The following is a 21,267-nucleotide window of genomic DNA, read 5'->3' as shown; positions in this document are numbered from 1 at the left end:
CGACTGGCCGGAGATGAGGTACGGCGGGAGGAAGGCTGCGTCAGCCCTAGACGCTCGGTGTGGGCACCTCGCTCGGCTTCGCTGCGGCCCAACGGATTTCGCCGCAAATCCTCCGAGGGTATCGAGACCGTGGCCGCCACGAATACTCCAAGGCCTGCCGCAGGTGCTCACTCTGACCCGCGAAGGGCAGCGTCGCGCTGGCGTTCGACCCGAAGGATTGACAGGCTAGGCGTCCTCGAGTAGATCCGGCGTGACGGCCGACTCGGTGTCGGGGACTCCATCTTGCTTGGCCTTGCGATCGGCCATCGACAACAATCGCCGAATGCGGCCTGCTACAGCGTCTTTCGTCATCGGAGGATCGGCAAGGCGGCCCAACTCCTCCAGTGACGCCTGCCGGTGCTCCACGCGCAGCTTGCCCGCTGCTGCCAGATGGTCGGGCACCGTGTCGGCGAGGATCTCTAACGCCCGCTCCACCCGCGCGGCTGCAGCCACCGCGGCGCGTGCCGAGCGGCGCAGGTTCGCGTCGTCGAAATTCGCCAGCCGATTGGCCGTCGCCCGGACCTCGCGGCGCATCCGCCGCTCTTCCCACGTCAGCCTCGTGTCCTGCGCGCCCATCCGCGTCAGCAACGCACCGATGGCCTCCCCGTCGCGCACCACCACGCGGTCGCTGCCCCGTACTTCGCGGGCCTTGGCGCTGACCCCTAGCCGCCGCGCCGCGCCGACGAGCGCCAGCGCCGCCTCCGGCCCCGGGCAACTCACTTCAAGGGCCGACGAGCGACCCGGCTCGGTCAGCGATCCGTGCGCCAAAAACGCTCCGCGCCAGGCGGCTTCGGCGTCGGCCACACTGCCGCCGACGACTTGGGCGGGCAAGCCACGCACCGGCCTACCGCGCAAATCGAGCAGACCGGTTTGCCTGGCCAACGCTTCCCCATCTTTGGCTATCCGCACCACGTAGCGGGTGCTTTTGCGGATGCCGCTGGCCGACAACACGTGCACCACGGCGTTGTAACCGTAGAGGTCGTAGATGTCCTTACGGAGTCGCCGCGCGATGATCCCCAGGTCGACCTCGGCTTCGACCACCACGCGGCCGGACACGATGTGCAGTCCCCCGGCGAAGCGCAGAAGGGACGCCACCTCGGCGCGGCGAGCGGTCACCGAGTTGACCACCAGGCGGCTCAGCTCGTCCTTGACCTCGGCTGTCATCGCCACGGGTCGTCACCTCTCGGTCCGTTCACTGTCGGTGTAGGCACGGTCGGCTCCTGGATGGAAGCAGTGGCTGCCGTCCCACGTAGTCGTACGCCCTCCAGTGCCGCGGCCAACCTCGCCGGGTCATGTAAAGGTGTACCAGGTCTCGATACGTCAGCAAACTCGACTCGAGCCTTGAGGATGTTTGCGGTGCGACGCAACTGCTCCCGCTCACGTTCGCTGGGCACCCGGCTGGCGTCCACGATGATGTCGTGCACGGTGAAGTCGGGAGCATGTTGCGACAGCACGTGAATGTGCCGCTCGACGGAAAAGCCCGCGGTCTCCCCCGGCTCGGCCACCAAGTTCAGCACCAACGCCCGCCGGGCCTCCGTCGCCTGCAGCGCCGCAGCCAACTGCGGCACCAACACATGCGGGATCACGCTGGTGAACCACGAACCCGGTCCGAGCACCACTAGGTCCGCGGACATGATCGCGTCCACCGCCTGGCGGGTGGCCGGCGGGTCACCGGGAAGCAGCCGCACCCGGCGCACTTTGCCGACCGTGGTGGCGATCGCCACCTGTCCGCTGATCACCCGGCTCATCCGGGGATCGACCTCCAGGCCCGCGACATCCGCCTCGATGCCCAACGCGATCGGGCACATCGGCAACACGCGGCCCTTGACCCCGAGGATGCGGCCAAGTTCGTCGAGCGCTGCCACGGGATCGGCCAGCACCTCGTTGAGCCCGGCGAGCATCAAATTACCGATCGGATGGCCGGCCAGTGCCCCGCTGCCGCCGAACCGGTGCTGAAAGATCGTTGCCCACAACCGGCCGTGGGGACTGTCAGATGCCAACGCTGCCAACGCCATTCGTAGATCACCGGGTGGCACCACATCGAGTTCGCTGCGCAGCCGCCCCGAGGAGCCGCCGTCGTCGGCGACCGTGACGACCGCCGTGACGTGCGGCGTGAGCCGGCGGGCGGCCGACAGTGTGGCATAGAGGCCGTGCCCGCCACCGAGGGCGACGATCCGCGGACTCATTCGCGGCCCAAATCCCGGTGCAGCACCCGGACCGTGAGCGCATCACCGCCCTGCAGGCGAGCCGCCAGCGCCTCCGCCATCGCGACGCTGCGATGTTTACCGCCGGTACAGCCGATGGCAACGGTCATGTAGCGCTTCCCTTCCCGGCGATAGCCGTCAATGACGACGTCAAGCAGCTGATGGTAGGTGTCCAGGAACTCCGCGGCGCCCGGCTGACCCAGCACGTAGTCGCGCACCGCGGGATGCTGGCCGGTGTGGGGCCGCAGCTCGTCCACCCAATGCGGGTTGGGCAAGAACCGCACGTCCATCACCGTATCGGCGTCCATCGGCAGGCCGTACTTGTACCCGAAAGACTCCACCGTGACACTCGTGTACGCGACGGTCTCACCGCCAAACGCCCTCTCGATGCTTTCACGCAGCGCGGGCACCGACAGCGTCGACGTGTCGATCACCAAGTCGGCCGCGGCGCGCACGGGCGCCAACATCGCCCGCTCGGCGGCAATGCCTTCTGCCAGAGTCTGATTGCCCTGCAATGGATGACTGCGGCGGTTCTGCTCATATCGGCGCACCAGAATGTCGTCGGACGCCTCGAGGAATAGCACCCGCGGCGTGATGTTGCGGGTGGCCAGATCGCTGCGCACCCAGTCCAGATCGCCGGTGAAGCCACGCGATCGCACATCCATCACCACCGCCAGCTGGGTGATGCGCGAACCCGCCGCGAGGCCTAGTTCGACCATCCTCGCGATCAGCTCGGGCGGCAGGTTGTCGGCGACATACCAGCCGAGGTCCTCCAACACCTTCGCCGCGGTGCCGCGACCGGCCCCGGAAAGGCCGGTGACCAGGACGACGTCGATGTCCGATTCGCCGGCGCCCTCGCGCAGTTCCTCGTGCATGTGTTCTGTCATCCCGATGCCCTGGTTTGATCATCGCCGATAACCGGGACGGGCGCGTCGGAATCGGACGGGACGCCAAGCGCCTCGAGCACGGCTTTGGCGGTAGCCACGCCAATACCCGGCACTGCGGTGATCTCGTCGACGCTGGCCTGCTTCAACCGGGCCACCGATCCGAAGTGGGTGACCAGCGCCTTACGCCGGTGCTCACCCAGCCCGCGCACCGAATCGAGCGCCGACGCGGTCATCCTCTTGGACCGCTTGCTGCGGTGGTAAGTGATCGCGAACCGGTGCGCTTCGTCACGCACTCGCTGCAGCAGATACAGCCCCTCGCTGTTGCGCGGCATGATGAGGGGATCCGGCTCGGACGGCACCCACACCTCCTCGAGGCGCTTGGCCAGGCCGATCACCGCGACGTCACTCACGCCGAGCTCGTCGAGGACGGCCTGGGCCGCGTTGACTTGCGGGGCGCCGCCATCGACGACGAACAAGTTCGGCGGATATGCAAACTTGCGTGATTTTGCCGGCGGAGACGCGGAATCGGCGACATTGTCTTGTGCTGCAAGCCCTTTGAAATCCTGGATGTCGTGCAGATGACGGTAGAACCGCCGCCGCGTCACCTCCGCGATCGACGCCACGTCATCTGAGCGGCCTTCGCCCGCTGCGTCCCGGATCGCGTAGTGCCGGTAGTCCGACTTGCGCGGTAGCCCGTCCTCGAACACCACCAGCGATGCGACCACATCGGTGCCCTGTACGTGGCTGATGTCGACGCACTCGATGCGCAGCGGCGCATCGGCAAGACCGAGAGCATCCTGAATGCTTTGCAGTGCAGCACTTCTGGCGGTGAAGTCACCTGCACGCTTGAGCTTGTGCTGCGTCAGCGCATCCTGCGCATTGCGTTTCACGGTCTCGGCCAGCGCGCGCTTGTCGCCGCGTCGCGGCACCCGCAGCGACACCCGTGAACCGCGCAGCTGAGACAGCCACGTCTCCAGCTCGTCAGCGTTCGCCGGCAAGCACGGCACCAGCACCTGGCGGGGTACCGGGCTCAACGATTCGTCGGCGGCACCATCCAGCTCGACCTGATCGCCATAGAACTGCGTCAGAAATTGCTCGACCAAAATCTTTGGACCGGATTCACTTTCGTCGATGGTCGCCGCCGCTGCGGCTCCAGGCTCACCGGACTTTTCGACGATCCAGCCGCGCTGACCCCGGACGCGGCCACCGCGGACGTGGAAGACCTGCACAGCGGCTTCCAGTTCGTCGTCCGCGAACGCCACGACATCGGCGTCGGTACCGTCACCGAATACGACCGCCTGCTTTTCCAGGGCACGCTTGAGCGCAGAGATGTTGTCGCGCAACCGCGCCGCCCGCTCGAAGTCGAGCTGCTCGGCGGCCCTGTTCATCTGCTGCTCCATGTCGCGGGCCAGCCGATCAGTCTTGCCCGCGAGGAAGTCGCAGAAGTCGTTGACGATCTGCCGGTGCTCCGCGGCGCTGACCCGCTCGATGCAGGGCGCCGAACACTTGTCGATGTAGCCCAGCAGACACGGCCGTCCGATTTGCCTGTGCCGCTTGAACACTCCTGCCGAGCAGGTGCGGGCGGGGAACACCCGGGTCAGCAGATCGAGTGTTTCGCGGATAGCCCAGGCGTGCGAGTACGGCCCGAAGTAGCGGACACCCTTGCGACGCGCACCGCGATACACCATCAGCCGCGGGTACTCCTCGTTGAGCGTGACCGCCAGCACCGGATAGGACTTGTCGTCGCGGTAGCGGATGTTGAACCGCGGGTCGAATTCCTTGATCCAGTTGTATTCAAGCTGCAACGCCTCGACTTCGGTGTTCACCACCGTCCACTCGACGCTGCCCGCGGTCATCACCATCTGACGGGTGCGCGGCGCCAGGCTGTAGACGTCGGCGAAGTAGGACGTCAACCGGCTGCGCAGGCTCTTGGCCTTGCCGACGTAGATCACACGACCGTGTGGATCGCGGAAGCGGTAGACGCCCGGCTCGACGGGAATCGACCCTGGGGCAGGTCGGTACGTCGCTGGATCGGGCACGGATTCCAGGTTACTGCGCGGTTCAGACGGCCTCGATGAACTACCGTCGAGTGATGCGGATCTCGTCCCTGCGCAAGGTGACGGCCCCGCTGACAGGGGTCGTATTGGTGTTGGCCGGATGCAGCGCCCAGCAGAATGCACCGCCCACCGCGGCGGGGCCGTGCGCGATCGTCGCGAACGGCACCCCGGCACCGAAGACCACCGCCGCGCCGGCCCCGGCGTCGGCGACTACCTCCCGCAACATCTCCACCAACCCCGAGGTCGCCACCGGCTACCGCAAGGACATGACAGCCGTGCACACAGCGCACTACACGGTTGTCACCGCCAATCCGCTGGCCACGCAGGCCGCCTGCGGCGTGCTCCGCGACGGCGGAACGGCGGCCGACGCGCTCGTCGCGGCCCAGGCGGTGCTCGGCCTGGTGGAGCCGCAGGCTTCCGGCGTCGGCGGCGGCGGGTTCTTGCTGTACTACGACGCCGCATCGGGCTCCGTGCAGGCCTACGACGGCCGTGAGGTGGCACCGAAGGCCGCGACGGAGAACTACTTGCGCTGGATCTCCGACGCCGACCGCACGGCGCCCAAACCCGACGCCCGCGCATCGGGCCGCTCCATCGGGGTGCCCGGCATCCTGCGCCTGCTGCAGGACGTCCACGCCGAACACGGCAAGACGGCGTGGCGCGATCTGTTCGCCCCGGCCGTCACACTCGCCGACGGCGGTTTCGACGTCAGCCCGCGGCTGTCCGCCGCCATCGCGGACGCGGCGCCGAAGCTGCGTGTCGACCCGAATGCATCCGCCTATTTCCTCAACCCCGACGGTAGCCCCAAGCCCGCGCAGACCCGGCTGACCAATCCGGCGTACTCGAAGACGTTGGGAGTCATCGCAACTGATCCGCAATCGTTCTACACCGGCGACGTCGCACGAGACATCATCGCGGCGGCGACCGACGCCTCCGGCGGCCGCACCCCGAGCCTGATGGCGCCCGAGGACTTGTCCGGCTATGCCGCCAAGAAGCGTGAGCCGTTGTGCAGGCCCTACCGCGGACGCGAGATCTGCGGCATGCCCCCGCCGTCGTCGGGCGGCATCGCGGTGGCGGCCACGCTGGGCATGCTCGAGCACTTCCCAATGGCCGACCACAAACCCACCGACATCGACCTCAACGGCGGCAAGCCCACGGTGATGGGTGTACACCTCATCTCCGAGGCCGAGCGGCTGGCCTACGCCGACCGCGACAAGTACGTCGCAGACACCGATTTCGTGCCGCTGCCCGGCGGCTCGCCCAATACCTTGCTGGGCAGCGACTACCTCGCCGGCCGGGCCGCGCTGATCTCCGAGCAGCACACCATGGGCGCCGCGAAGCCGGGCGAATTCGGTCCGCCGACGACGCCGGCGCCGCCGACCCCCGAGCACGGCACCAGCCAGGTCAGCATCGTCGACGCGCAGGGTAATGCCGCGTCGATGACAACGACGGTGGAGTCGGCGTTCGGATCGTTCCACATGGTGGACGGTTTCATCCTCAACAACCAGCTCACCGATTTCTCCGCCGAGCCTGTCGGCCCCGACGGCGCCCCGGTACCCAACCGCGTCGAGCCGGGCAAGCGACCGCGCAGCACGATGTCACCCACGTTGGTGTTCGACCGATCACCGTCGGGCCGCGGGCCGCTCTACGCAGTCACCGGCTCGCCCGGTGGTTCGGTGATCATCCAGTTCGTCGTCAAAACCCTTGTGGGAATGATCGATTGGGGGCTGGATCCGCAGCAAGCGGTGTCGGCGGTGGACTTCGGTGCCGCCAACACGCCGAAGACCAACGTCGGCGGTGAACATCCCGCCATCGACACCGCCGACAACGGCGACCATGATCCTCTGGTGGTTGGCCTGCGCCAACTCGGTCATCAGGTCGACCTGGCCGACCAGTCAAGCGGTTTATCCGCGATCGCGCGTGACAGCGCCAGCTGGATGGGCGGCGCCGACCCGCGCCGCGAGGGATTGGCCATGGGCGACGCCAGGTGAGCGGCGTAAGAATAGCCCGGCTCACCGAGTCGGATTGGCAGGTGTTCGCCCGCGTCAGGTTGCAGGCATTGACGGACTCGTTGGGCGCTGACGACCCGCAATATCGGCAGGAGTCGACATTCACCGTCGCGCAGTGGCGCCGGCGACTGCGCGACCACGCCCAATTCGCTGCGCTTATCGGTAACCGACCCGTAGGGCTGATCGGCGCCCAGCCGGAAAACGCCGACACCGTGTACCTGTACTCGTTGTGGCTGGACCCAGCCGCCCGCGGTCAGGGCCTGGCGCGGCCGCTGGTCAGCGCGGCGGTCGACTGGGCCCGCGGCCGTAGGGCACGCACGGTCACGCTGCGGGTGGCCACCGACAACGAACTGGCTCGCAGCGTATATGAAAGCCTGGGCTTCGCGACCATCGTCGTCGAAAGCCCAAGCCCGCGTGACGAAGTCGCGATGTCGCTCAGTGTGTGCTGATGTCCGGCCGGTAGTGCGCGAGCAGACCTCGCACGCGGTCCATGGCCTCGACGGCGCGCTCCTTGTCGACGGCCTGGATCGCCATGACCGGAAGGTACTCGTCATCAGGCAAATCCACCCGCGCCCAGCGCGCCCCACGCGGGAACGACACATCGACGACATCCGACCACGGAATCAGCCGGTACCCGAACAGGTTTCGCACTGCGACTCCGGACGCACCGACCCGCAGCCGGGGCCTCGCGAACAGCAGCACCACACCGGCGATGACCACACCGAGCAACGCGATCGCCACCTGGTCGGCGGTCTGGAAGACGACTCCGGTCGACGCAATCTTCAGCAGCAGCCCCAGCACCACACCGACCACCACGATCAACGCCGCAGCTCCATATGCGAAATACGGCGTCAGATGCGGCCGTACTTCGATGTCCCAGTCGCTCATGACCTTAGACCGCGCAGCGCCAGCGCCGTAGATAGCGCAGCCGCGGCGGCCTGCGCGCCCTTGTCCTCAGCCGAATCCGGCAGCCCGGCGCGGTCGAGCGCCTGCTGTTCGGTGTTCGTGGTGAGCACGCCGTTGCCAACCGGGGTGGACGCATCCAGTGCTACCCGAGTCAGGCCCTGGGTCACCGCGTCGCACACATAGTCGAAATGCGGTGTCTCGCCACGGATCACCACTCCCAGCGCCACCACGGCGTCGTGGGTCGCCGCCAATGCCTGTGCCACTACCGGGATTTCGATCGCACCCAGCACACGTACGACCGTCGGGTTGTCGATGCCGGCGTCTGCGGCGACCTTGCGGGCGCCGTCGAGCAGCGCATCGCAGATCGTGGGGTGCCAGGTGCTGGCCACAATCGCCAGCGTCAGGTCCGACGCGTCAAGCTGTGGCAGATCGGGAACACCCGCGCCTCCACTCAATTCAGAGCTCCGCTCTGGCTGCTCAATTCAGAGCTCCGCTCTGGCCACTCATAGGGCTCCGCCGAATTCGCCCGGCACGGCTTCGTCGAAGTCATCAAGGCCGACGAGGTCGTGGCCCATTCGATCGCGCTTGGTCATCAGATAGCGGATGTTCTCGGCGTTGGCGCGCACCGGCAGCGGCACCCGCTCGATGATGTGCAGCCCGTAGCCGTCAAGGCCGACCCGCTTGGCGGGGTTGTTGGTCAGCAGCCGCATCGATCGCACGCCGAGGTCGACGAGGATCTGCGCGCCGATGCCGTAGTCACGGGCGTCGGCGGGCAGGCCGAGCTTGAGGTTGGCGTCGACGGTGTCGTCGCCGGCGTCCTGCAGCTGGTAGGCCTGCAGCTTGTGCATCAAGCCGATGCCGCGGCCCTCGTGGCCACGCATGTACAGCACCACACCGCGGCTCTCGCGGGCCACCATGGCCATCGCGGCGTCGAGCTGAGGACCGCAGTCGCAGCGGCGGGAGCCGAACACGTCACCCGTCAGGCATTCGGAGTGCACCCGGACGAGTACGTCGTGGCCGTCGCTGTGCGGCCCGGCGATGTCGCCGCGCACCAGTGCGACGTGCTCGACGTCGTCGTACAAGCTGGTGTATCCCACCGCCCGGAATTCACCGTGTCGGGTCGGAATGCGGGCTTCGGCGATGCGCTCGATGTGCTTTTCGTGCTTGCGCCGCCACTCGATCAGATCGGCGATCGAGATCAGCGCCAAGTCGTGTTCATCGGCGAAAACCCGCAGCTCATCGGTCTGCGCCATCGCCCCTTCGTCTTTTTGGCTGACGATTTCGCAGATCGCCCCGGCCGGCTGCAGACCCGCGAGCCGAGCCAGGTCGACGGCGGCCTCGGTGTGGCCGGGCCTGCGCAGCACCCCGCCGTCCTTGGCGCGCAGCGGGACCACGTGCCCGGGCTTGGTGAAATCGTCTGCGACGCTGGACGGATCGGCGAGCAGGCGCATCGTGGTCGCCCGATCCGAGGCCGAAATACCCGTTCCCACACCGTTTCTGGCGTCGACGGTGACGGTGTAGGCGGTGCCGTGCTTGTCCTGGTTGACGGCGTACATCGGCAGCAGGCCCAGCCGGTCACAAACTGCACCGTCCAACGGCACACACAGGTAGCCAGACGTGTAGCGCACCATGAACGCGACGAGTTCTGGAGTGGCCTTCTCGGCGGCGAAAATCAGATCGCCCTCGTTCTCGCGATCCTCGTCGTCGACGACGACAACGGCCTTCCCCGCGGCGATATCAGCGATCGCCCGCTCGACGGAATCCAGCCTCGTCATCACATCAGTATGAACCACCGGCGCGAGTCTCTTATTGCCAGTCTTATTCGGCAGCGTGGCTCATCAGCCGTTCGACGTATTTGGCGATGATGTCGACCTCGAGGTTGACCTGCGCGCCGACCTCCGCCGTGCCCAGTGTGGTGAGGCCAAGAGTGGTTGGAATCAGCGAGACCTCAAACCAGTCGTGACCTAGGCCGGAGACCGTCAACGAGACCCCGTCCACGGTGATCGAGCCCTTTTCGACGACATAGCGCGACAGCGAGGTCGGCAGCGCGATCCGCACCACTTCCCAGTGCTCCGACGGTGTGCGCGCAATCACATGACCGGTGCCGTCGACATGGCCCTGAACGATGTGGCCGCCGAGCCGGCTGTTCACCGCTGCCGCGCGCTCGAGGTTGACGCGGCTGCCCACGCCGACACCGCGCAGGCTGGAACGGCTCAGCGTCTCCCCGATCACATCGGCGCTGAACGCCCCGTCCGGCAGGACCTCGACGACCGTCAGGCAGACGCCGTTCACCGCGATGGAGTCGCCGTGCCCGGCGTCGGCGGTGACGACGGGGCCGCGGATGACCAATCGGGCGGCATCGCCGAGATCTTCCTTGCCGACGACTTCGCCCAGTTCTTCGACGATTCCGGTAAACACGCCGACGAGCCTATCCAGACTGCGGCTTCTCGCCGACCCGCGAGACGCACCTCTTGCAGACAAAGTGCGAGTGAAGCCCTGCAAAACGTTCATGTGAAGTGGGCACCCGCCCAACGACGGCAACGTGCCGAAAGTCCAGTTCAGCAGGCACGATTCCACTTCTATCGGCTGCACGTGGAACGCGTGTGTGTCGGCGGACCATCTACGATGCAGGAATGCAGACGCGCCTATTGGCCATCTTCGCCGCCCTTTTCGCCGCTATCGCCCTTCTCGTCGGCTGCTCGAAGTCCGACAACTCGAGCAAGGACCTACCCGACGCCGCCACGCTGCTCAAGGAGTCCAACCAGACCACCAAGGCGCAGTCGAGCGTGCATCTCAGGCTCGCGGTACAGGGCGAGATCAAGGAATTGCCGATCGAATCGCTTGAGGGCGATCTGACGAATGCGCCCGCGGTCGCGGCGCAGGGCAAGGCCAACATCCTGTTCCTGGGCCAGAAGCTCGAGGGCGTGGACTTCGTGGTCGCCGACGGCAACCTCTACGGCGCCATCACCGCCGGCGGTAGTTTTCAGGACTTCGGCCCGGCCGCCGACATCTACGACGTCTCCGCCATCCTGAACCCAGACAAGGGGCTGGCCAACATCCTGGCCAACTTCTCCGACCCGAAGGCCGACGGCCGCGAGACCCTCAACGGCGTCGAGACCGTGCGCCTCACCGGAACCGTCAGCCCCGATGCCGTCAACAAGATCGCACCGCAGATCGCGGCGACCGGGCCGGTCCCCTCCACGGCGTGGATCCGCGAGGACGGCGATCATTCGCTGGTGCAGGCCAAGCTGGAGCCGACTCCCGGCAACAGCGTCACGATGACGCTCTCGGATTGGGGTAAGCCGGTCACCGTGAACAAACCGGCTGTCTGATGAGCGGTTCGCGCGGAACCGCTCGGTCGGCGACATCCAGCCGGCGCATCGCGATCACCGCCGGTAGCCTCGCGGTTTTGCTCGGCGCACTCGACACTTACGTCGTCGTCACGATCATGACCGACATCATGCGTGACGTCGGCATCGCGATTAACAAGATCCAGCAGGTCACGCCAATCGTCACGGGCTATCTGCTCGGCTACATCGCCGCGATGCCACTGCTGGGCAGGGCCTCTGACAGGTTCGGCCGTAAGTTGCTGCTGCAGGTGAGCCTGGCCGGGTTCGCGGTCGGCTCGGTGGTCACGGCGATGTCCAACGACCTGACGATGCTGGTCGTCGGCCGCGTCATCCAGGGCACCGCAAGCGGGGCGCTGCTGCCGGTGACGCTGGCGCTGGCCGCAGACCTGTGGTCGGCCCGCAACCGGGCGGCCGTGCTGGGCGGAATCGGCGCCGCCCAGGAGCTGGGCAGTGTGCTCGGCCCGCTGTACGGCATCGCGGTGGTGTGGCTGCTGAACACCTGGCGCGACGTGTTCTGGATCAATGTGCCGCTGGCCGTGATCGCGATGGTGATGATCCACTTCAGCCTGCCTGCCCGGCAGAAGGGTGAGACACCGGAAAAGGTCGACGTCGTCGGCGGTGTGCTGCTGGCGATCGCGCTCGGCCTGGCCGTCGTCGGGCTCTACAACCCGGAACCCGACGGCAAGCAGGTGCTGCCGAACTGGGGCCTGCCGGTGCTCGCCGGGGCACTGGTCGCGGCGGTGGCGTTCTTCGCCTGGGAGAAGTTCGCGCGCACTCGGCTCATCGAACCGGCCGGCGTGCACTTCCGGCCGTTCCTGGCCGCGCTCGGAGCGTCGCTGGCCGCCGGCGCTGCGCTGATGGTGACGCTGGTCAACGTGGAGCTGTTCGGCCAGGGTGTGCTCGGCCTCGACAAGAACGCGGCCGCCGGTCTGCTGCTGCGGTTCCTGATCGCGCTGCCGCTCGGTGCTTTGCTGGGCGGCTGGATCGCCACCAAGGTGGGCGACCGCGCGGTGGCATTCGTCGGGCTTCTCATCGCCGCAGGCGGATACTGGCTGATCTCCAAGTGGCCCGTCGATCTGATGGCCGCACGCCACGACCTCGGCATCGTCACGCTGCCCGCCCTGGACACTGACCTCGCGATCGCGGGCATCGGTCTTGGGCTGGTGATCGGCCCGCTGACGTCGGCGACGCTGCGGGTGGTCCCGGCCGCCCAGCACGGGATCGCGTCTGCGGCCGTGGTCGTGGCCCGGATGATCGGCATGCTGGTCGGCATCGCGGCGCTGAGTGCCTGGGGCCTGTACCGGTTCAACCAGATCCTTGCGACGCTGCCGAAGCCAAAGGGCGGCAACCTGCTCGAGGTCGCTGCCGCGCTGGCAGCCAACACCCGGATCGCTTACACGATGCAGTACGGCGAGATCTTCAAGATCACCGCGATCGTCTGCGTCGTGGGCGCCCTGCTCGGTCTGCTGATCAGCGGCCGCCATGAGCACGCTGACGAGCCTGCGATCGACAGCGATGACGAGCCCAGGCAGCTGGTCGACACACCGGCGCAGGAGTTCGACGCGCCCGCACAGGCGGTCTCACCGCCGCCGGGCCGTCACAGGCCCCGCTAGCCGACGGTCAGCAGCGCTCTACTCCCCTACGGATCAAGGGGGGGTCGGCGGCCTTTGCCGGCTCGTCCGCAGTGAGGCCCCGCAGTGCCTCACAGATGAATGCCTTCAGGCTTTTCGGGTCCGTACGAATGCTGAGCCAGTCCTGCAGTGCAGTCACGCTCGTTGTCCTTTGTTCGTGCTCACCAGCGCGCAACTCGTCGGTGAAAGCGCGACATTCCGACCGGGCGTAACGGCCCGGCTCTGGTACGAGTGTACCGGTGTCGCCACCGAGATTGGTTGCTCGCCGCGCCGAGTATGCGTGCGATAGGCAACAACTCGAGGGGAGAAAATTCATGGCAACGACACTGGACGGCAAGAGAATTGCGTTCCTCGTCGCTCCCGAGGGCGTCGAGCAGGTGGAGCCTGACAGAACCCTGGAAGGCCGTTGAGAAAGCGGCCGGCACCCCAGAACTGGTGTCCACCGAAGTCGGAAAGATCCAGGCGTTCAACCACTTGACGCCCGCCGACATATTCGAAGCCGACAAGTCCGCCGACAGCGTGTCCGCGTCGGACTACGCCGGACTCGTACTGCCCGGCGGCGTCGCCAATCCCGACGTGGTGCGCCAATTGGGTCGACGATGAGGTCGTCGAATGTTCTCGTGGACCAAACACATTGGTGTCCAGCCGCAAGCCCGATGACCTACCCGCCTTCTGCAACACGCTGATCGGTGCCTTCGCTCAAGACAATTCATAGCGAAACCCTGCCCAGGAACGCCAACGCCTCGGTAACGTCGCGGACATGCTGATCGCGGCGCTGCGCGACATGCAGTGGCGGAAACGCCGCTTCGTCATCGCGATCATCAGTACGGCCATCATCTTCGGGATGACCCTCGTCCTCACCGGACTCGCGAACGGGTTCCGGGTGGAGGCACGGCGGACCGTCGATTCACTCGGCGTCGATGCGTTCCTGGTCAAGGCCGGCGCGTCGGGCCCGTTCGTGGGCGCAACACCCTTCGCGCCCGTGGACCTGCCACGGATCGCCGGTGCCCCGGGCGTCCTAGCGGCGGCACCGCTCGTGTACGCCGGTGGCACGGTGACCCTCGGCGATTCGACGCGCAACGCAGACTTGTTCGGCGCGCCGGAGCGTGGCCCGGGCATGCCTGTCGTGTCGCAGGGTCGGCCGCCGTCCACGCCCGACGAGGTCGCGGTGTCCAGCACGCTCGGACGCGGCCTCGGGGATGAGATCGAAATCGCTTCACGCAGGTTGCGCATCGTCGGCATCATAGAGAACTCGACGGCGCTCGCCAATCTGCCCAATGTCTTCCTCACCACCGCGGGTGCACAGCAGCTCGTGTACGGCGGCCAACCGCTGGTCGCATCGATCGGTATCCGCGGCACACTGAGTCAGCCGCCAGCGGGTTATCGGGCAGTGGACCGAGACGGCGCCATCGCCGATCTGCTGCGACCGCTGAAGGTTGCAGTGAACTCGATCACGATCGTGGCGATCATGCTGTGGATCGTCGCGGCGTTGATCGTCGGGTCCGTCATCTATCTCTCGGCGCTCGAGCGGCTGCGAGACTTCGCTGTGTTCAAGGCAATTGGCGTGCCTACGGGCTCCATCCTCGCCGGGTTGGCACTGCAGGCGATCGTCGTGGCCTTGTGTGCGGCAGCATTAGGGGCGGTGCTGTCGGAGTTGCTCGGACCGCTGTTCCCGATGCAGGTGATCGTGCCCGTACAGGCCTTCGTCGCGTTACCGGTGATCGCGGTCGTGATCGGTTTGATCGCCAGCGCCGCCGGATTGCGTCGCGCGGTGTCCGTTGATCCAGCGATCGCATTCGGAGGTCCGTGAGCCGTGGGCGATCTGAGCATCCAAGACCTCACGGTCGAGTATTCCAGCGGCGACGATGCGGTCCGCCCGATCGACCGGTTGAACCTCGACGTGGCCGCGGGGTCACTCGTAATCCTGATGGGCCCCAGCGGTTGCGGCAAGACGACATTGCTGTCGTGCCTCGGCGGCATTCTGCGACCGAGCGCGGGCGCCATCAAGTTCGGGGAGGTCGACGTCACCTCCCTCGACGCCCGTGAGCTGTCGACGTACCGCCGCGAGACCGTGGGCATCGTGTTTCAGGCGTTCAATCTCGTGCCCAGCCTCACCGCGTTGGAGAACGTGGTGGTGCCCATGCGCGCAGCAGGCATGTCGCGCCGCGCAGCACTAGGGCGGGCCGAACGACTGCTCGCACGCGTCGGTCTGCAGGACCGGATGTCGCATAAGCCAGGCGATCTCAGCGGCGGACAGCAACAACGCGTCGCCGTCGCCCGGGCCATCGCGCTCGACCCGCCGCTGGTGTTGGCCGACGAGCCGACAGCACATCTGGATTTCATCCAGGTCGAGGAGGTGCTGAAGCTGATTCGCGAGCTTGCTTCCGGTGATCGGATGGTCGTGGTCGCCACCCACGACACCCGCATTCTGCCGTTGGCGGATCGCGTCGTCGATCTGGTGCCGGACTTCGCGTCGATCGACCGGCCACCCGACACGGTGCAGGTAAAGGCCGGCGAGGTTCTGTTCGAACAGGGCACGATGGGTGATCTGATCTACGTCGTATCCGAGGGCAACCTCGAGATCGTCCGCGAATTGGCAGGCGGCGGCGAGGAAGTGCTGAAGGTCGTGTCGACCGGCGACTACTTCGGCGAGATCGGCCCGCTGTTTCACCTGCCGCGCTCCGCGACGGTGCGGGCGTGCACCGACGCCACCGTCGTCGGCCACACCGTCCAGACATTTCGTGAGCGTCTCGGCGCGGGCGGCGTGCGCGACCTCATCGAACACCGTCCGCTGCCGGAGGACGCGCCGGTCGAGTGAACCGTGCGGACATCTCGCCCGTCGTGGGGATGTGCATACCTCCCCGAGATCCCTATGCAGGCACCAAGCTGAGCAGCAGGTCGGGACCGATCGGCTCGATACCGTCGAACCGCCAGCGCTGCGCATGTGCGATCGACAGCACGCCCACATCGTCGATAGCGGTGATGGGTCCGCCCAACAGGATTGGCGCGACGTAGGCCAGGATCCGGTCGATCACGCCGGCGCGAAGGAACGCACCGGCCAGCGTCGGGCCGCCCTCCAGCAGCACGTCGGTGCGATCCGACAGCGCCTTGATCACCTCGTGCGGATCGCGGGTTCGGATCACCATCGTCCGCGAGTCGTCGTTCAAAACCCTTGCTTCCGAGGATATTTCACGCTCTCCCACCACCACTCGCAGCGGCTGGCGTTCGGCGAGGCTGCCGTCGGGTAGACGGGCGGTCAGCACCGGATCGTCGAAGAACACAGTGCCCGTGCCGACCACGATGGCGTCTGCGACCGCGCGCCGGCGGTGTACGTCCGCGCGCGCCGCTTCGCTGGTGATCCACTGGCTGCTGCCGTCGGCCGCGGCGCTACGGCCGTCAACGCTGGTGGCGAATTTCCATGTCACATGTGGCAATCCGGTGCGTTGCTTGTGCAGCCACTCGCGCAGCGGTCCGCCGGCAACCTCGTCGGCCAGCACGCCGCCGTCGACCTCGATGCCGGATTCGGCGAGCCGCGCCGCACCGCCCGCGGCCTCTGGATTGGGATCGGCGACGGCGTACGCCACACGCGAAACCCCGGATGCGACAAGGGCGTCCACGCATGGCGGGGTTCTGCCGTGATGGTTGCAGGGCTCCAGTGTCACGACCGCCGTACCGCCGACGGCGCGTTGGCCCGCCCGCCGCAGCGCCACCACTTCCGCGTGCGGTCCGCCGGGCGGCGCGGTGCCGCCGACGCCCGCGATCTCGTCGTGGTGGTCCAGAATCACAGCGCCGACAGGTGGATTCGGATACGTACGGCCCTTGACTCGGTCGGCATGCTCGACGGCCAACCGCATCGCGGCGTCGAGATTCATAGCCGCAGGTGCTTGGACGCTGAGGCGGCCTGCCGGCGCAGCGATTCCACCGCTTTCGCGGGATCCGCGGCGCTGTACACCGCCGAGCCCGCGACAAAGCAGTCCACCCCGGCCAGGGCCGCCTCTTCGATGGTGTCTTCGTTGATGCCGCCGTCGATCTCCACCACGATCGTCAGCTCGCCGGAGTCGACAAGCCGGCGCACGATGCCGACCTTCGGCAGCACCTCCGGAATGAATTTCTGGCCGCCGAAACCCGGTTCAACGGACATGATCAGAATCGTGTCGAACTCGGGCAGGATCTCGAGGTAGGGCTCGATCGGCGTGCCGGGCTTCACCGACAGTCCGGCCTTGGCGCCGGCGGCGCGGATGTCGCGAGCCACGCCGATCGGATTGTCGGTTGCCTCGGCGTGAATAGTGACGTTGTAGGCGCCGGCCTCGGCGTACGGGGGCGCCCAGCGGTCCGGATTGTCGATCATCAGATGACAGTCCATCGGGATGTCGGTGTAGCGCAGCAGCGATTCGACGACCGGCAGCCCGATGGTCAGATTGGGCACGAAATGGTTGTCCATCACGTCCACGTGCAGCCAGTCTGCACCGGTCACCGCGGTGGCTTCGTCGGCCAGCCGGGAGAAGTCTGCGGCCAGAATCGACGGCGCGATCAGCGGTTCTGCCATGCGGTCACCCTATCCGTTGGCTCTTCGCGCAAGCGCTCATCGCACTTTGAACGCTGCGGCGAACATCGCATCGGTGCCGTGGCGGTGTGGCCAGAGCTGCACGTAGGGACCATCTCCGAGGTCGTCGACGGGATCGAACAGGGGTCGGGTGTCGACCGCGGTCACCGGATGGCGGCGCAATGCGTCGGCGACGATGCCCACGGTCTCGGCCAGATGCGGCGAACACGTCGCGTACAGGACGACGCCGCCGGGCCGAGTCAGCCGGATGGCCGAGGCCAGCAGCTCACGTTGCAGCTTCGCCAGCTGGGGAACATCGCCAGGCTGCCGCCGCCATCGGGCCTCCGGCCTTCGCCGCAGCGCGCCCAGCCCGGTGCACGGCGCGTCGACCAGCACCCGGTCGAAGCCCGGCTCCAGACCGGGTTCGCGACCGTCGACCCGCAGCAATTCGACCTGAAGTCCGCGGGTGTTCTGCTCGACCATGGCGGCGCGCCGGGCTGCGGGTTCGATCGCGGTGATGCGGGCGCTCTCACCGAGCGCGGCAAGCAACGCGGTCTTGCCGCCGGGCCCTGCGCAGAGGTCCAGCCAGCGGCCGGTGTCGGACCCGTCGAGTTCGGCCAGCGTCAGCGCCCGCGCCACCAATTGGCTGCCCTCGTCCTGGACCAGCGCCGCGCCGTCGCGGATGGGCTCGAGCTGGCCGGGATCGCCGCCAGGCAGGTACACCGCGTACGGCGAATAGCGGCCGACGGTGCCACCGACTTGTCCGGCCAAGTCCTCGGCCGTCAGCACGCCGGGCCGGGCCGCCAGGTGCACCAGCGGCCTCTCGTCGTCGCTGGCCAGCAATGCGTCCAGCTGCCCGGCCTCGGCGCCGAGTGCGTCGGCGAAAGCCTGCGCGATCCAGCGGGGATGGGCATGAACGAACGCGGTGTGGCCCACAGGGTCGGACTCAGCGGCAGGTGCGAGCTCGTCGACCCAGGACTGTTCGTCGCGCCGAGCGATGGTACGCAGCACGCCGTTGACGAAACCCGCACGTGCCGAATCGAATTCGATGCCCGCCTGCTCGACGGTGGTGGATACCGCGGCGTGCTGCTCGACCCTTGTGCGCAACAGTTGATATGCACCCAGCCGCAGCAGGTCCAGCAGCACCGGGTCGATCTTGTCGGGTGGCCGGCCCGCGGCCGCTTCGATGATCGCGTCGAGCAGGCCGCGGCAGCGGCAGGCGCCATAGGTCAGCTCGGTGGCGAATGCGGCGTCACGGCCGGTGATTCCACGTTCCCGCAACATCGCCGGCAGCGCCAGGTTGGCGTACGCGTCGCGCTCCGATACAGCCCGCAGCACATCGAATGCCGCGCGACGGGCGGGGTCGAGCGGCTTGCGACGCGGCGGGCGTTTGTTGCCGGGCTTGGTCATTCGGCCCGTGCTGACTCGTCGAGACGGGCGCCGCGCGCCCAATCGGCGGCGTTCATCAGCTTCTTGCCGGGCGGCTGGATCTGGCCGAGCAACACTGGTTGCGAGGCCGTGCCGATGCGAACGCCGTCGCGGCTGACGCGGATCATGCCGGGCGCCAAATCATTTGGCGCTTCGTCGACAGTGACCAGTCCGAGTTTCACGCGCAGGTCGCCGATCATCGTCCATGCGCCGGGGTTGGGCGTGACGGAACGGATGCGCCGCTCGACCACATGCGCCGGCAGCTCCCATCGCACACGCGCCTCATCGACGGTGACCTTGGGCGCGATGCTGACGCCGTCTGCGGGCTGCGGGACCGCGGTGAGTGAACGGTCGGCGACGCCGTCGAGGGTGGTCTCCAGCAGCGCCGCACCCGAAATCGACAACCGCTCGAGCAGATCGCCCGCGCTGTCCGTCGGGCGGACCGTCTCGGTCACTACGCCATAGATCGGGCCGGAGTCCAGGGCGAGTTCGATCTGGAAGGTGCTTGCACCGGTCACGGTGTCGCCGGCGGCGATGGCCGCCTGCACGGGCGCGGCACCGCGCCACGCCGGCAGCAGCGAGAAGTGCAGGTTGATCCAGCCGCGCTCGGGAACCGCAAGCAGCCGTTCAGACAGCAGCGCGCCGTAGGCGACGACTGCGCAGCACTCCGGGGCGAACTCCGTCAACTCGGCGATGAACTCGTCGGAGTTGGGCCGCGCCGGGCGCAGCACGGGAATGCCCCGCTCGAGCGCCAACCGGGCCACCGGGGATGGCGACGGCTTGGCCCGTCGGCCGGCAGCGGCGTCGGGTCGCGTCAGCACCGCGACCACGTCGTGGTGCGGAGATTCGATGAGCCGGCACAACGACGGCAGCGCGGGTTCCGGGGTGCCGGCGAAGACGAGACGCACCGCGCCAGTGTAGAGAGGGCGCTCAGCGCGGGGTCTGGTAGTACTCGCCCTCCGACACGCCGGTCAGCGGTGCGACCATCATCCACGGGATCGTGCTGATCAGCCGGTTGAGCGTCGCGACCGCGTCGTTGTAGTACTGGCGCGCGAACGCGAGCTTGTTCTCGGTGTCGGCGAGGTTGTCCTGCAGGTTCAGGAAGTTGTTCGACGAATTGAGCTGCGGGTAGCTCTGGCCGAGCGCCAGCAGCGGCGCCAGCGCCGTGTCGAGATCCTTTTCTGCGGCGCTGCGCTGTGCCACTGACTTCCCCGTGGTCGCCGACGTGAGTGCGGCGCGGGCGTTCGTGACGTGGTCGAGGATGCCCTTCTCGTGGGCGGCGAACGTCTGCACGGTCTGCACCAGGCTCGGAATCAGCGAGGCACGCCGTGTCAGCTCGACGTCGATGCCCGACAGCGCTTCGGCCACGCGGACGTCGGCGGAGCGGATCTTGTTGTAGCCCATCACGAACCCGATCAGCACCAGCACCGCCAGCACCAGCACCACGATCAGCAGGAATCTCACCATGATCCGCCTCCTCCTCCACCGCCGCCGCCTCCGCCGCCACCGCTGAAGCCACCACCACCACTGCTGGACGATGATGACGACGACTGCGACGCGGTGTAGGCGCCGATCGACGACGATAGCGCCGATTCGAAGCTGTCAAAGTTTGGGCCACCGGAGCCCCCGGTCAAACCCCAACCGGTGGACGTCGTTGACGAGTAATACCAATCCGGTTGTGGCGCAGGCTGACCCATCGTCGTCTCATACTTCTTGGCCCACAGCGCCGCGACGCCGGCCGCCACTGCGTATGGGACATAGGCACTGTAGAGGTCCTTGCGCGCGCCGAAATCGAAACGGGCTTCTGCGGAGTCGGTGGCCAGCATCCGTTGGAAACCGCCTGCCTGCGACCACAATTGGCGACCCGTCTCGGTGCGCCGGGTGCCGACACCATCGGCCCATGACCGCACGGAAAACAGGAAGAACGCCGCGAACGGCAGCGCCCACATGGTGGTCGGGAAACCCCAGCGGAAGAAGCCGCAAACCATCACGATGAACGCGAGCGCATTGACGGTGCGGACCCACAGTTCTTTCTTGCGCTTGACCATCAGGTCGTCGTCAAACGCCCACTTCGCGACGGCTGCCGCCATATCCGTCTTGGCCTTGTTGAGCTTCTTGCCGGACGACACCGTGCGCTTCGCCTCGAACTCGCTGCCCGGTTCCATCACCTTTAGCGCGGACCCAACCGCGACGCTGACGGGATCGACATCGGCCCA

At 67.2% G+C, this 21,267-nt stretch carries 20 protein-coding genes and 1 pseudogene; 7 read left to right on the top strand and 14 right to left on the bottom strand.

Going from position 1 to position 21,267, the window contains the following annotated elements; genetic code table 11:
• Positions 1-225: 225 nt before the first annotated feature.
• From whiA to uvrC, 4 genes are read right to left on the bottom strand one after another with little or no spacing between them, the layout of a single operon-like run.
• Positions 226-1,203 (bottom strand): DNA-binding protein WhiA, encoded by a 978-nt coding sequence (whiA, locus tag VJV41_RS27495; protein WP_325339194.1) that lies wholly within the window; start codon positions 1,201-1,203, stop codon positions 226-228.
• Complete coding sequence (gene yvcK, locus VJV41_RS27490) at positions 1,200-2,225, bottom strand: uridine diphosphate-N-acetylglucosamine-binding protein YvcK (protein ID WP_325339174.1); 1,026 nt, start codon at positions 2,223-2,225, stop codon at positions 1,200-1,202. The genes whiA and yvcK overlap by 4 nt, the downstream gene beginning before the upstream one ends.
• Positions 2,222-3,130: an RNase adapter RapZ gene (gene rapZ, locus VJV41_RS27485; protein ID WP_414685072.1), complete on the bottom strand. Its 909-nt coding sequence runs from the start codon at positions 3,128-3,130 to the stop codon at positions 2,222-2,224. The genes yvcK and rapZ overlap by 4 nt, the downstream gene beginning before the upstream one ends.
• The gene (uvrC, locus tag VJV41_RS27480; RefSeq protein WP_325339172.1) at positions 3,127-5,169 is read right to left on the bottom strand and encodes an excinuclease ABC subunit UvrC; all 2,043 of its coding nucleotides are present in this window, start codon (positions 5,167-5,169) and stop codon (positions 3,127-3,129) included. The genes rapZ and uvrC overlap by 4 nt, the downstream gene beginning before the upstream one ends.
• A 53-nt stretch (positions 5,170-5,222) precedes the next feature.
• On the opposite strand from uvrC, the gene VJV41_RS27475 reads away from it, so the two are divergent.
• Positions 5,223-7,175 (top strand): gamma-glutamyltransferase family protein, encoded by a 1,953-nt coding sequence (locus VJV41_RS27475; RefSeq protein ID WP_325339170.1) that lies wholly within the window; start codon positions 5,223-5,225, stop codon positions 7,173-7,175.
• Complete coding sequence (locus VJV41_RS27470) at positions 7,172-7,642, top strand: GNAT family N-acetyltransferase (protein ID WP_325339168.1); 471 nt, start codon at positions 7,172-7,174, stop codon at positions 7,640-7,642. Before VJV41_RS27475 ends, VJV41_RS27470 begins: the two co-directional genes overlap by 4 nt.
• On the opposite strand, the gene VJV41_RS27465 is transcribed toward VJV41_RS27470, so the two are convergent.
• From VJV41_RS27465 to VJV41_RS27450, 4 genes are read right to left on the bottom strand one after another with little or no spacing between them, the layout of a single operon-like run.
• Positions 7,629-8,081 carry a PH domain-containing protein gene (locus VJV41_RS27465; RefSeq protein WP_325339166.1) on the bottom strand — a complete coding sequence of 151 codons (453 nt, stop codon included), beginning with the start codon at positions 8,079-8,081 and terminating at the stop codon, positions 7,629-7,631. The genes VJV41_RS27470 and VJV41_RS27465 overlap by 14 nt on opposite strands.
• Positions 8,078-8,554: a 6,7-dimethyl-8-ribityllumazine synthase gene (gene ribH / locus VJV41_RS27460; RefSeq protein WP_325339164.1), complete on the bottom strand. Its 477-nt coding sequence runs from the start codon at positions 8,552-8,554 to the stop codon at positions 8,078-8,080. Before ribH ends, VJV41_RS27465 begins: the two co-directional genes overlap by 4 nt.
• Positions 8,555-8,602: 48 nt before the next feature.
• Entirely contained in the window at positions 8,603-9,874 is a 1,272-nt protein-coding gene (locus tag VJV41_RS27455; RefSeq protein ID WP_325339162.1) for a bifunctional 3,4-dihydroxy-2-butanone-4-phosphate synthase/GTP cyclohydrolase II, read from the bottom strand.
• Positions 9,875-9,917: 43 nt separating this feature from the next.
• Positions 9,918-10,517 (bottom strand): riboflavin synthase, encoded by a 600-nt coding sequence (locus tag VJV41_RS27450; protein WP_325339161.1) that lies wholly within the window; start codon positions 10,515-10,517, stop codon positions 9,918-9,920.
• Positions 10,518-10,732: 215 nt separating this feature from the next.
• On the opposite strand from VJV41_RS27450, the gene VJV41_RS27445 reads away from it, so the two are divergent.
• The 5 genes and pseudogenes from VJV41_RS27445 (at position 10,733) to VJV41_RS27425 (ending at position 15,898) form a co-directional block, all read left to right on the top strand.
• Entirely contained in the window at positions 10,733-11,431 is a 699-nt protein-coding gene (locus tag VJV41_RS27445; RefSeq protein WP_325339159.1) for an LppX_LprAFG lipoprotein, read from the top strand.
• On the top strand, positions 11,431-13,062 hold the full coding sequence (locus VJV41_RS27440) for an MFS transporter (protein ID WP_325339157.1): 1,632 nt from the start codon (positions 11,431-11,433) through the stop codon (positions 13,060-13,062). The genes VJV41_RS27445 and VJV41_RS27440 overlap by 1 nt, the downstream gene beginning before the upstream one ends.
• Before the next feature lie 332 nt (positions 13,063-13,394).
• Positions 13,395-13,795, top strand: a pseudogene (locus VJV41_RS27435) (DJ-1/PfpI family protein).
• A 45-nt stretch (positions 13,796-13,840) separates the two neighbouring features.
• Positions 13,841-14,890, top strand: coding sequence for an ABC transporter permease (locus VJV41_RS27430; RefSeq protein WP_325339155.1), 1,050 nt, complete (start codon positions 13,841-13,843; stop codon positions 14,888-14,890).
• A 3-nt stretch (positions 14,891-14,893) separates the two neighbouring features.
• A complete protein-coding gene (locus tag VJV41_RS27425; RefSeq protein WP_325339153.1) occupies positions 14,894-15,898 on the top strand; it encodes an ATP-binding cassette domain-containing protein in 1,005 nt (334 codons plus the stop codon).
• Between the two features lie 52 nt (positions 15,899-15,950).
• Here VJV41_RS27425 and ribD read toward each other — a convergent pair whose 3' ends face one another.
• From ribD to VJV41_RS27395, 6 genes are all read right to left on the bottom strand, one after another.
• Positions 15,951-16,952, bottom strand: coding sequence for a bifunctional diaminohydroxyphosphoribosylaminopyrimidine deaminase/5-amino-6-(5-phosphoribosylamino)uracil reductase RibD (gene ribD, locus VJV41_RS27420; protein WP_325339152.1), 1,002 nt, complete (start codon positions 16,950-16,952; stop codon positions 15,951-15,953).
• Entirely contained in the window at positions 16,949-17,626 is a 678-nt protein-coding gene (gene rpe / locus VJV41_RS27415; RefSeq protein WP_325339150.1) for a ribulose-phosphate 3-epimerase, read from the bottom strand. Before rpe ends, ribD begins: the two co-directional genes overlap by 4 nt.
• Before the next feature lie 36 nt (positions 17,627-17,662).
• Positions 17,663-19,033 (bottom strand): RsmB/NOP family class I SAM-dependent RNA methyltransferase, encoded by a 1,371-nt coding sequence (locus tag VJV41_RS27410; protein WP_325339148.1) that lies wholly within the window; start codon positions 19,031-19,033, stop codon positions 17,663-17,665.
• Positions 19,030-19,959, bottom strand: coding sequence for a methionyl-tRNA formyltransferase (fmt, locus tag VJV41_RS27405; protein WP_325339146.1), 930 nt, complete (start codon positions 19,957-19,959; stop codon positions 19,030-19,032). The genes VJV41_RS27410 and fmt overlap by 4 nt, the downstream gene beginning before the upstream one ends.
• A gap of 22 nt (positions 19,960-19,981) precedes the next feature.
• Positions 19,982-20,518, bottom strand: a complete 537-nt coding sequence (locus tag VJV41_RS27400; RefSeq protein ID WP_325339144.1) for a LemA family protein — start codon at positions 20,516-20,518, stop codon at positions 19,982-19,984.
• Positions 20,512-21,267: DUF2207 family protein (locus VJV41_RS27395; protein ID WP_414685071.1), on the bottom strand; the 756-nt coding region annotated here is incomplete at its 5' end. The genes VJV41_RS27400 and VJV41_RS27395, both read right to left, overlap by 7 nt.

The organism is Mycobacterium sp., assembly GCF_035274705.1.
GTDB lineage: Bacteria > Actinomycetota > Actinomycetes > Mycobacteriales > Mycobacteriaceae > Mycobacterium.
Note: the sequence above shows the minus strand (reverse complement) of the source record. Positions and strands in the feature narration are given on the sequence as shown.

What these genes read in the sequence shown, in the direction of transcription:
- whiA (WP_325339194.1), bottom strand. Translation starts at nt 1,203, where the DNA reads ATGACAGCCGAGGTCAAGGACGAGCTGAGCCGCCTGGTGGTCAACTCG.
- yvcK (WP_325339174.1), bottom strand. Translation starts at nt 2,225, where the DNA reads ATGAGTCCGCGGATCGTCGCCCTCGGTGGCGGGCACGGCCTCTATGCC.
- rapZ (WP_414685072.1), bottom strand. Translation starts at nt 3,130, where the DNA reads ATGACAGAACACATGCACGAGGAACTGCGCGAGGGCGCCGGCGAATCG.
- VJV41_RS27475 (WP_325339170.1), top strand. Translation starts at nt 5,223, where the DNA reads ATGCGGATCTCGTCCCTGCGCAAGGTGACGGCCCCGCTGACAGGGGTC.
- VJV41_RS27465 (WP_325339166.1), bottom strand. Translation starts at nt 8,081, where the DNA reads ATGAGCGACTGGGACATCGAAGTACGGCCGCATCTGACGCCGTATTTC.
- VJV41_RS27455 (WP_325339162.1), bottom strand. Translation starts at nt 9,874, where the DNA reads ATGACGAGGCTGGATTCCGTCGAGCGGGCGATCGCTGATATCGCCGCG.
- VJV41_RS27445 (WP_325339159.1), top strand. Translation starts at nt 10,733, where the DNA reads ATGCAGACGCGCCTATTGGCCATCTTCGCCGCCCTTTTCGCCGCTATC.
- VJV41_RS27440 (WP_325339157.1), top strand. Translation starts at nt 11,431, where the DNA reads ATGAGCGGTTCGCGCGGAACCGCTCGGTCGGCGACATCCAGCCGGCGC.
- VJV41_RS27430 (WP_325339155.1), top strand. Translation starts at nt 13,841, where the DNA reads ATGCTGATCGCGGCGCTGCGCGACATGCAGTGGCGGAAACGCCGCTTC.
- ribD (WP_325339152.1), bottom strand. Translation starts at nt 16,952, where the DNA reads ATGAATCTCGACGCCGCGATGCGGTTGGCCGTCGAGCATGCCGACCGA.
- rpe (WP_325339150.1), bottom strand. Translation starts at nt 17,626, where the DNA reads ATGGCAGAACCGCTGATCGCGCCGTCGATTCTGGCCGCAGACTTCTCC.
- VJV41_RS27410 (WP_325339148.1), bottom strand. Translation starts at nt 19,033, where the DNA reads ATGACCAAGCCCGGCAACAAACGCCCGCCGCGTCGCAAGCCGCTCGAC.
- VJV41_RS27400 (WP_325339144.1), bottom strand. Translation starts at nt 20,518, where the DNA reads ATGGTGAGATTCCTGCTGATCGTGGTGCTGGTGCTGGCGGTGCTGGTG.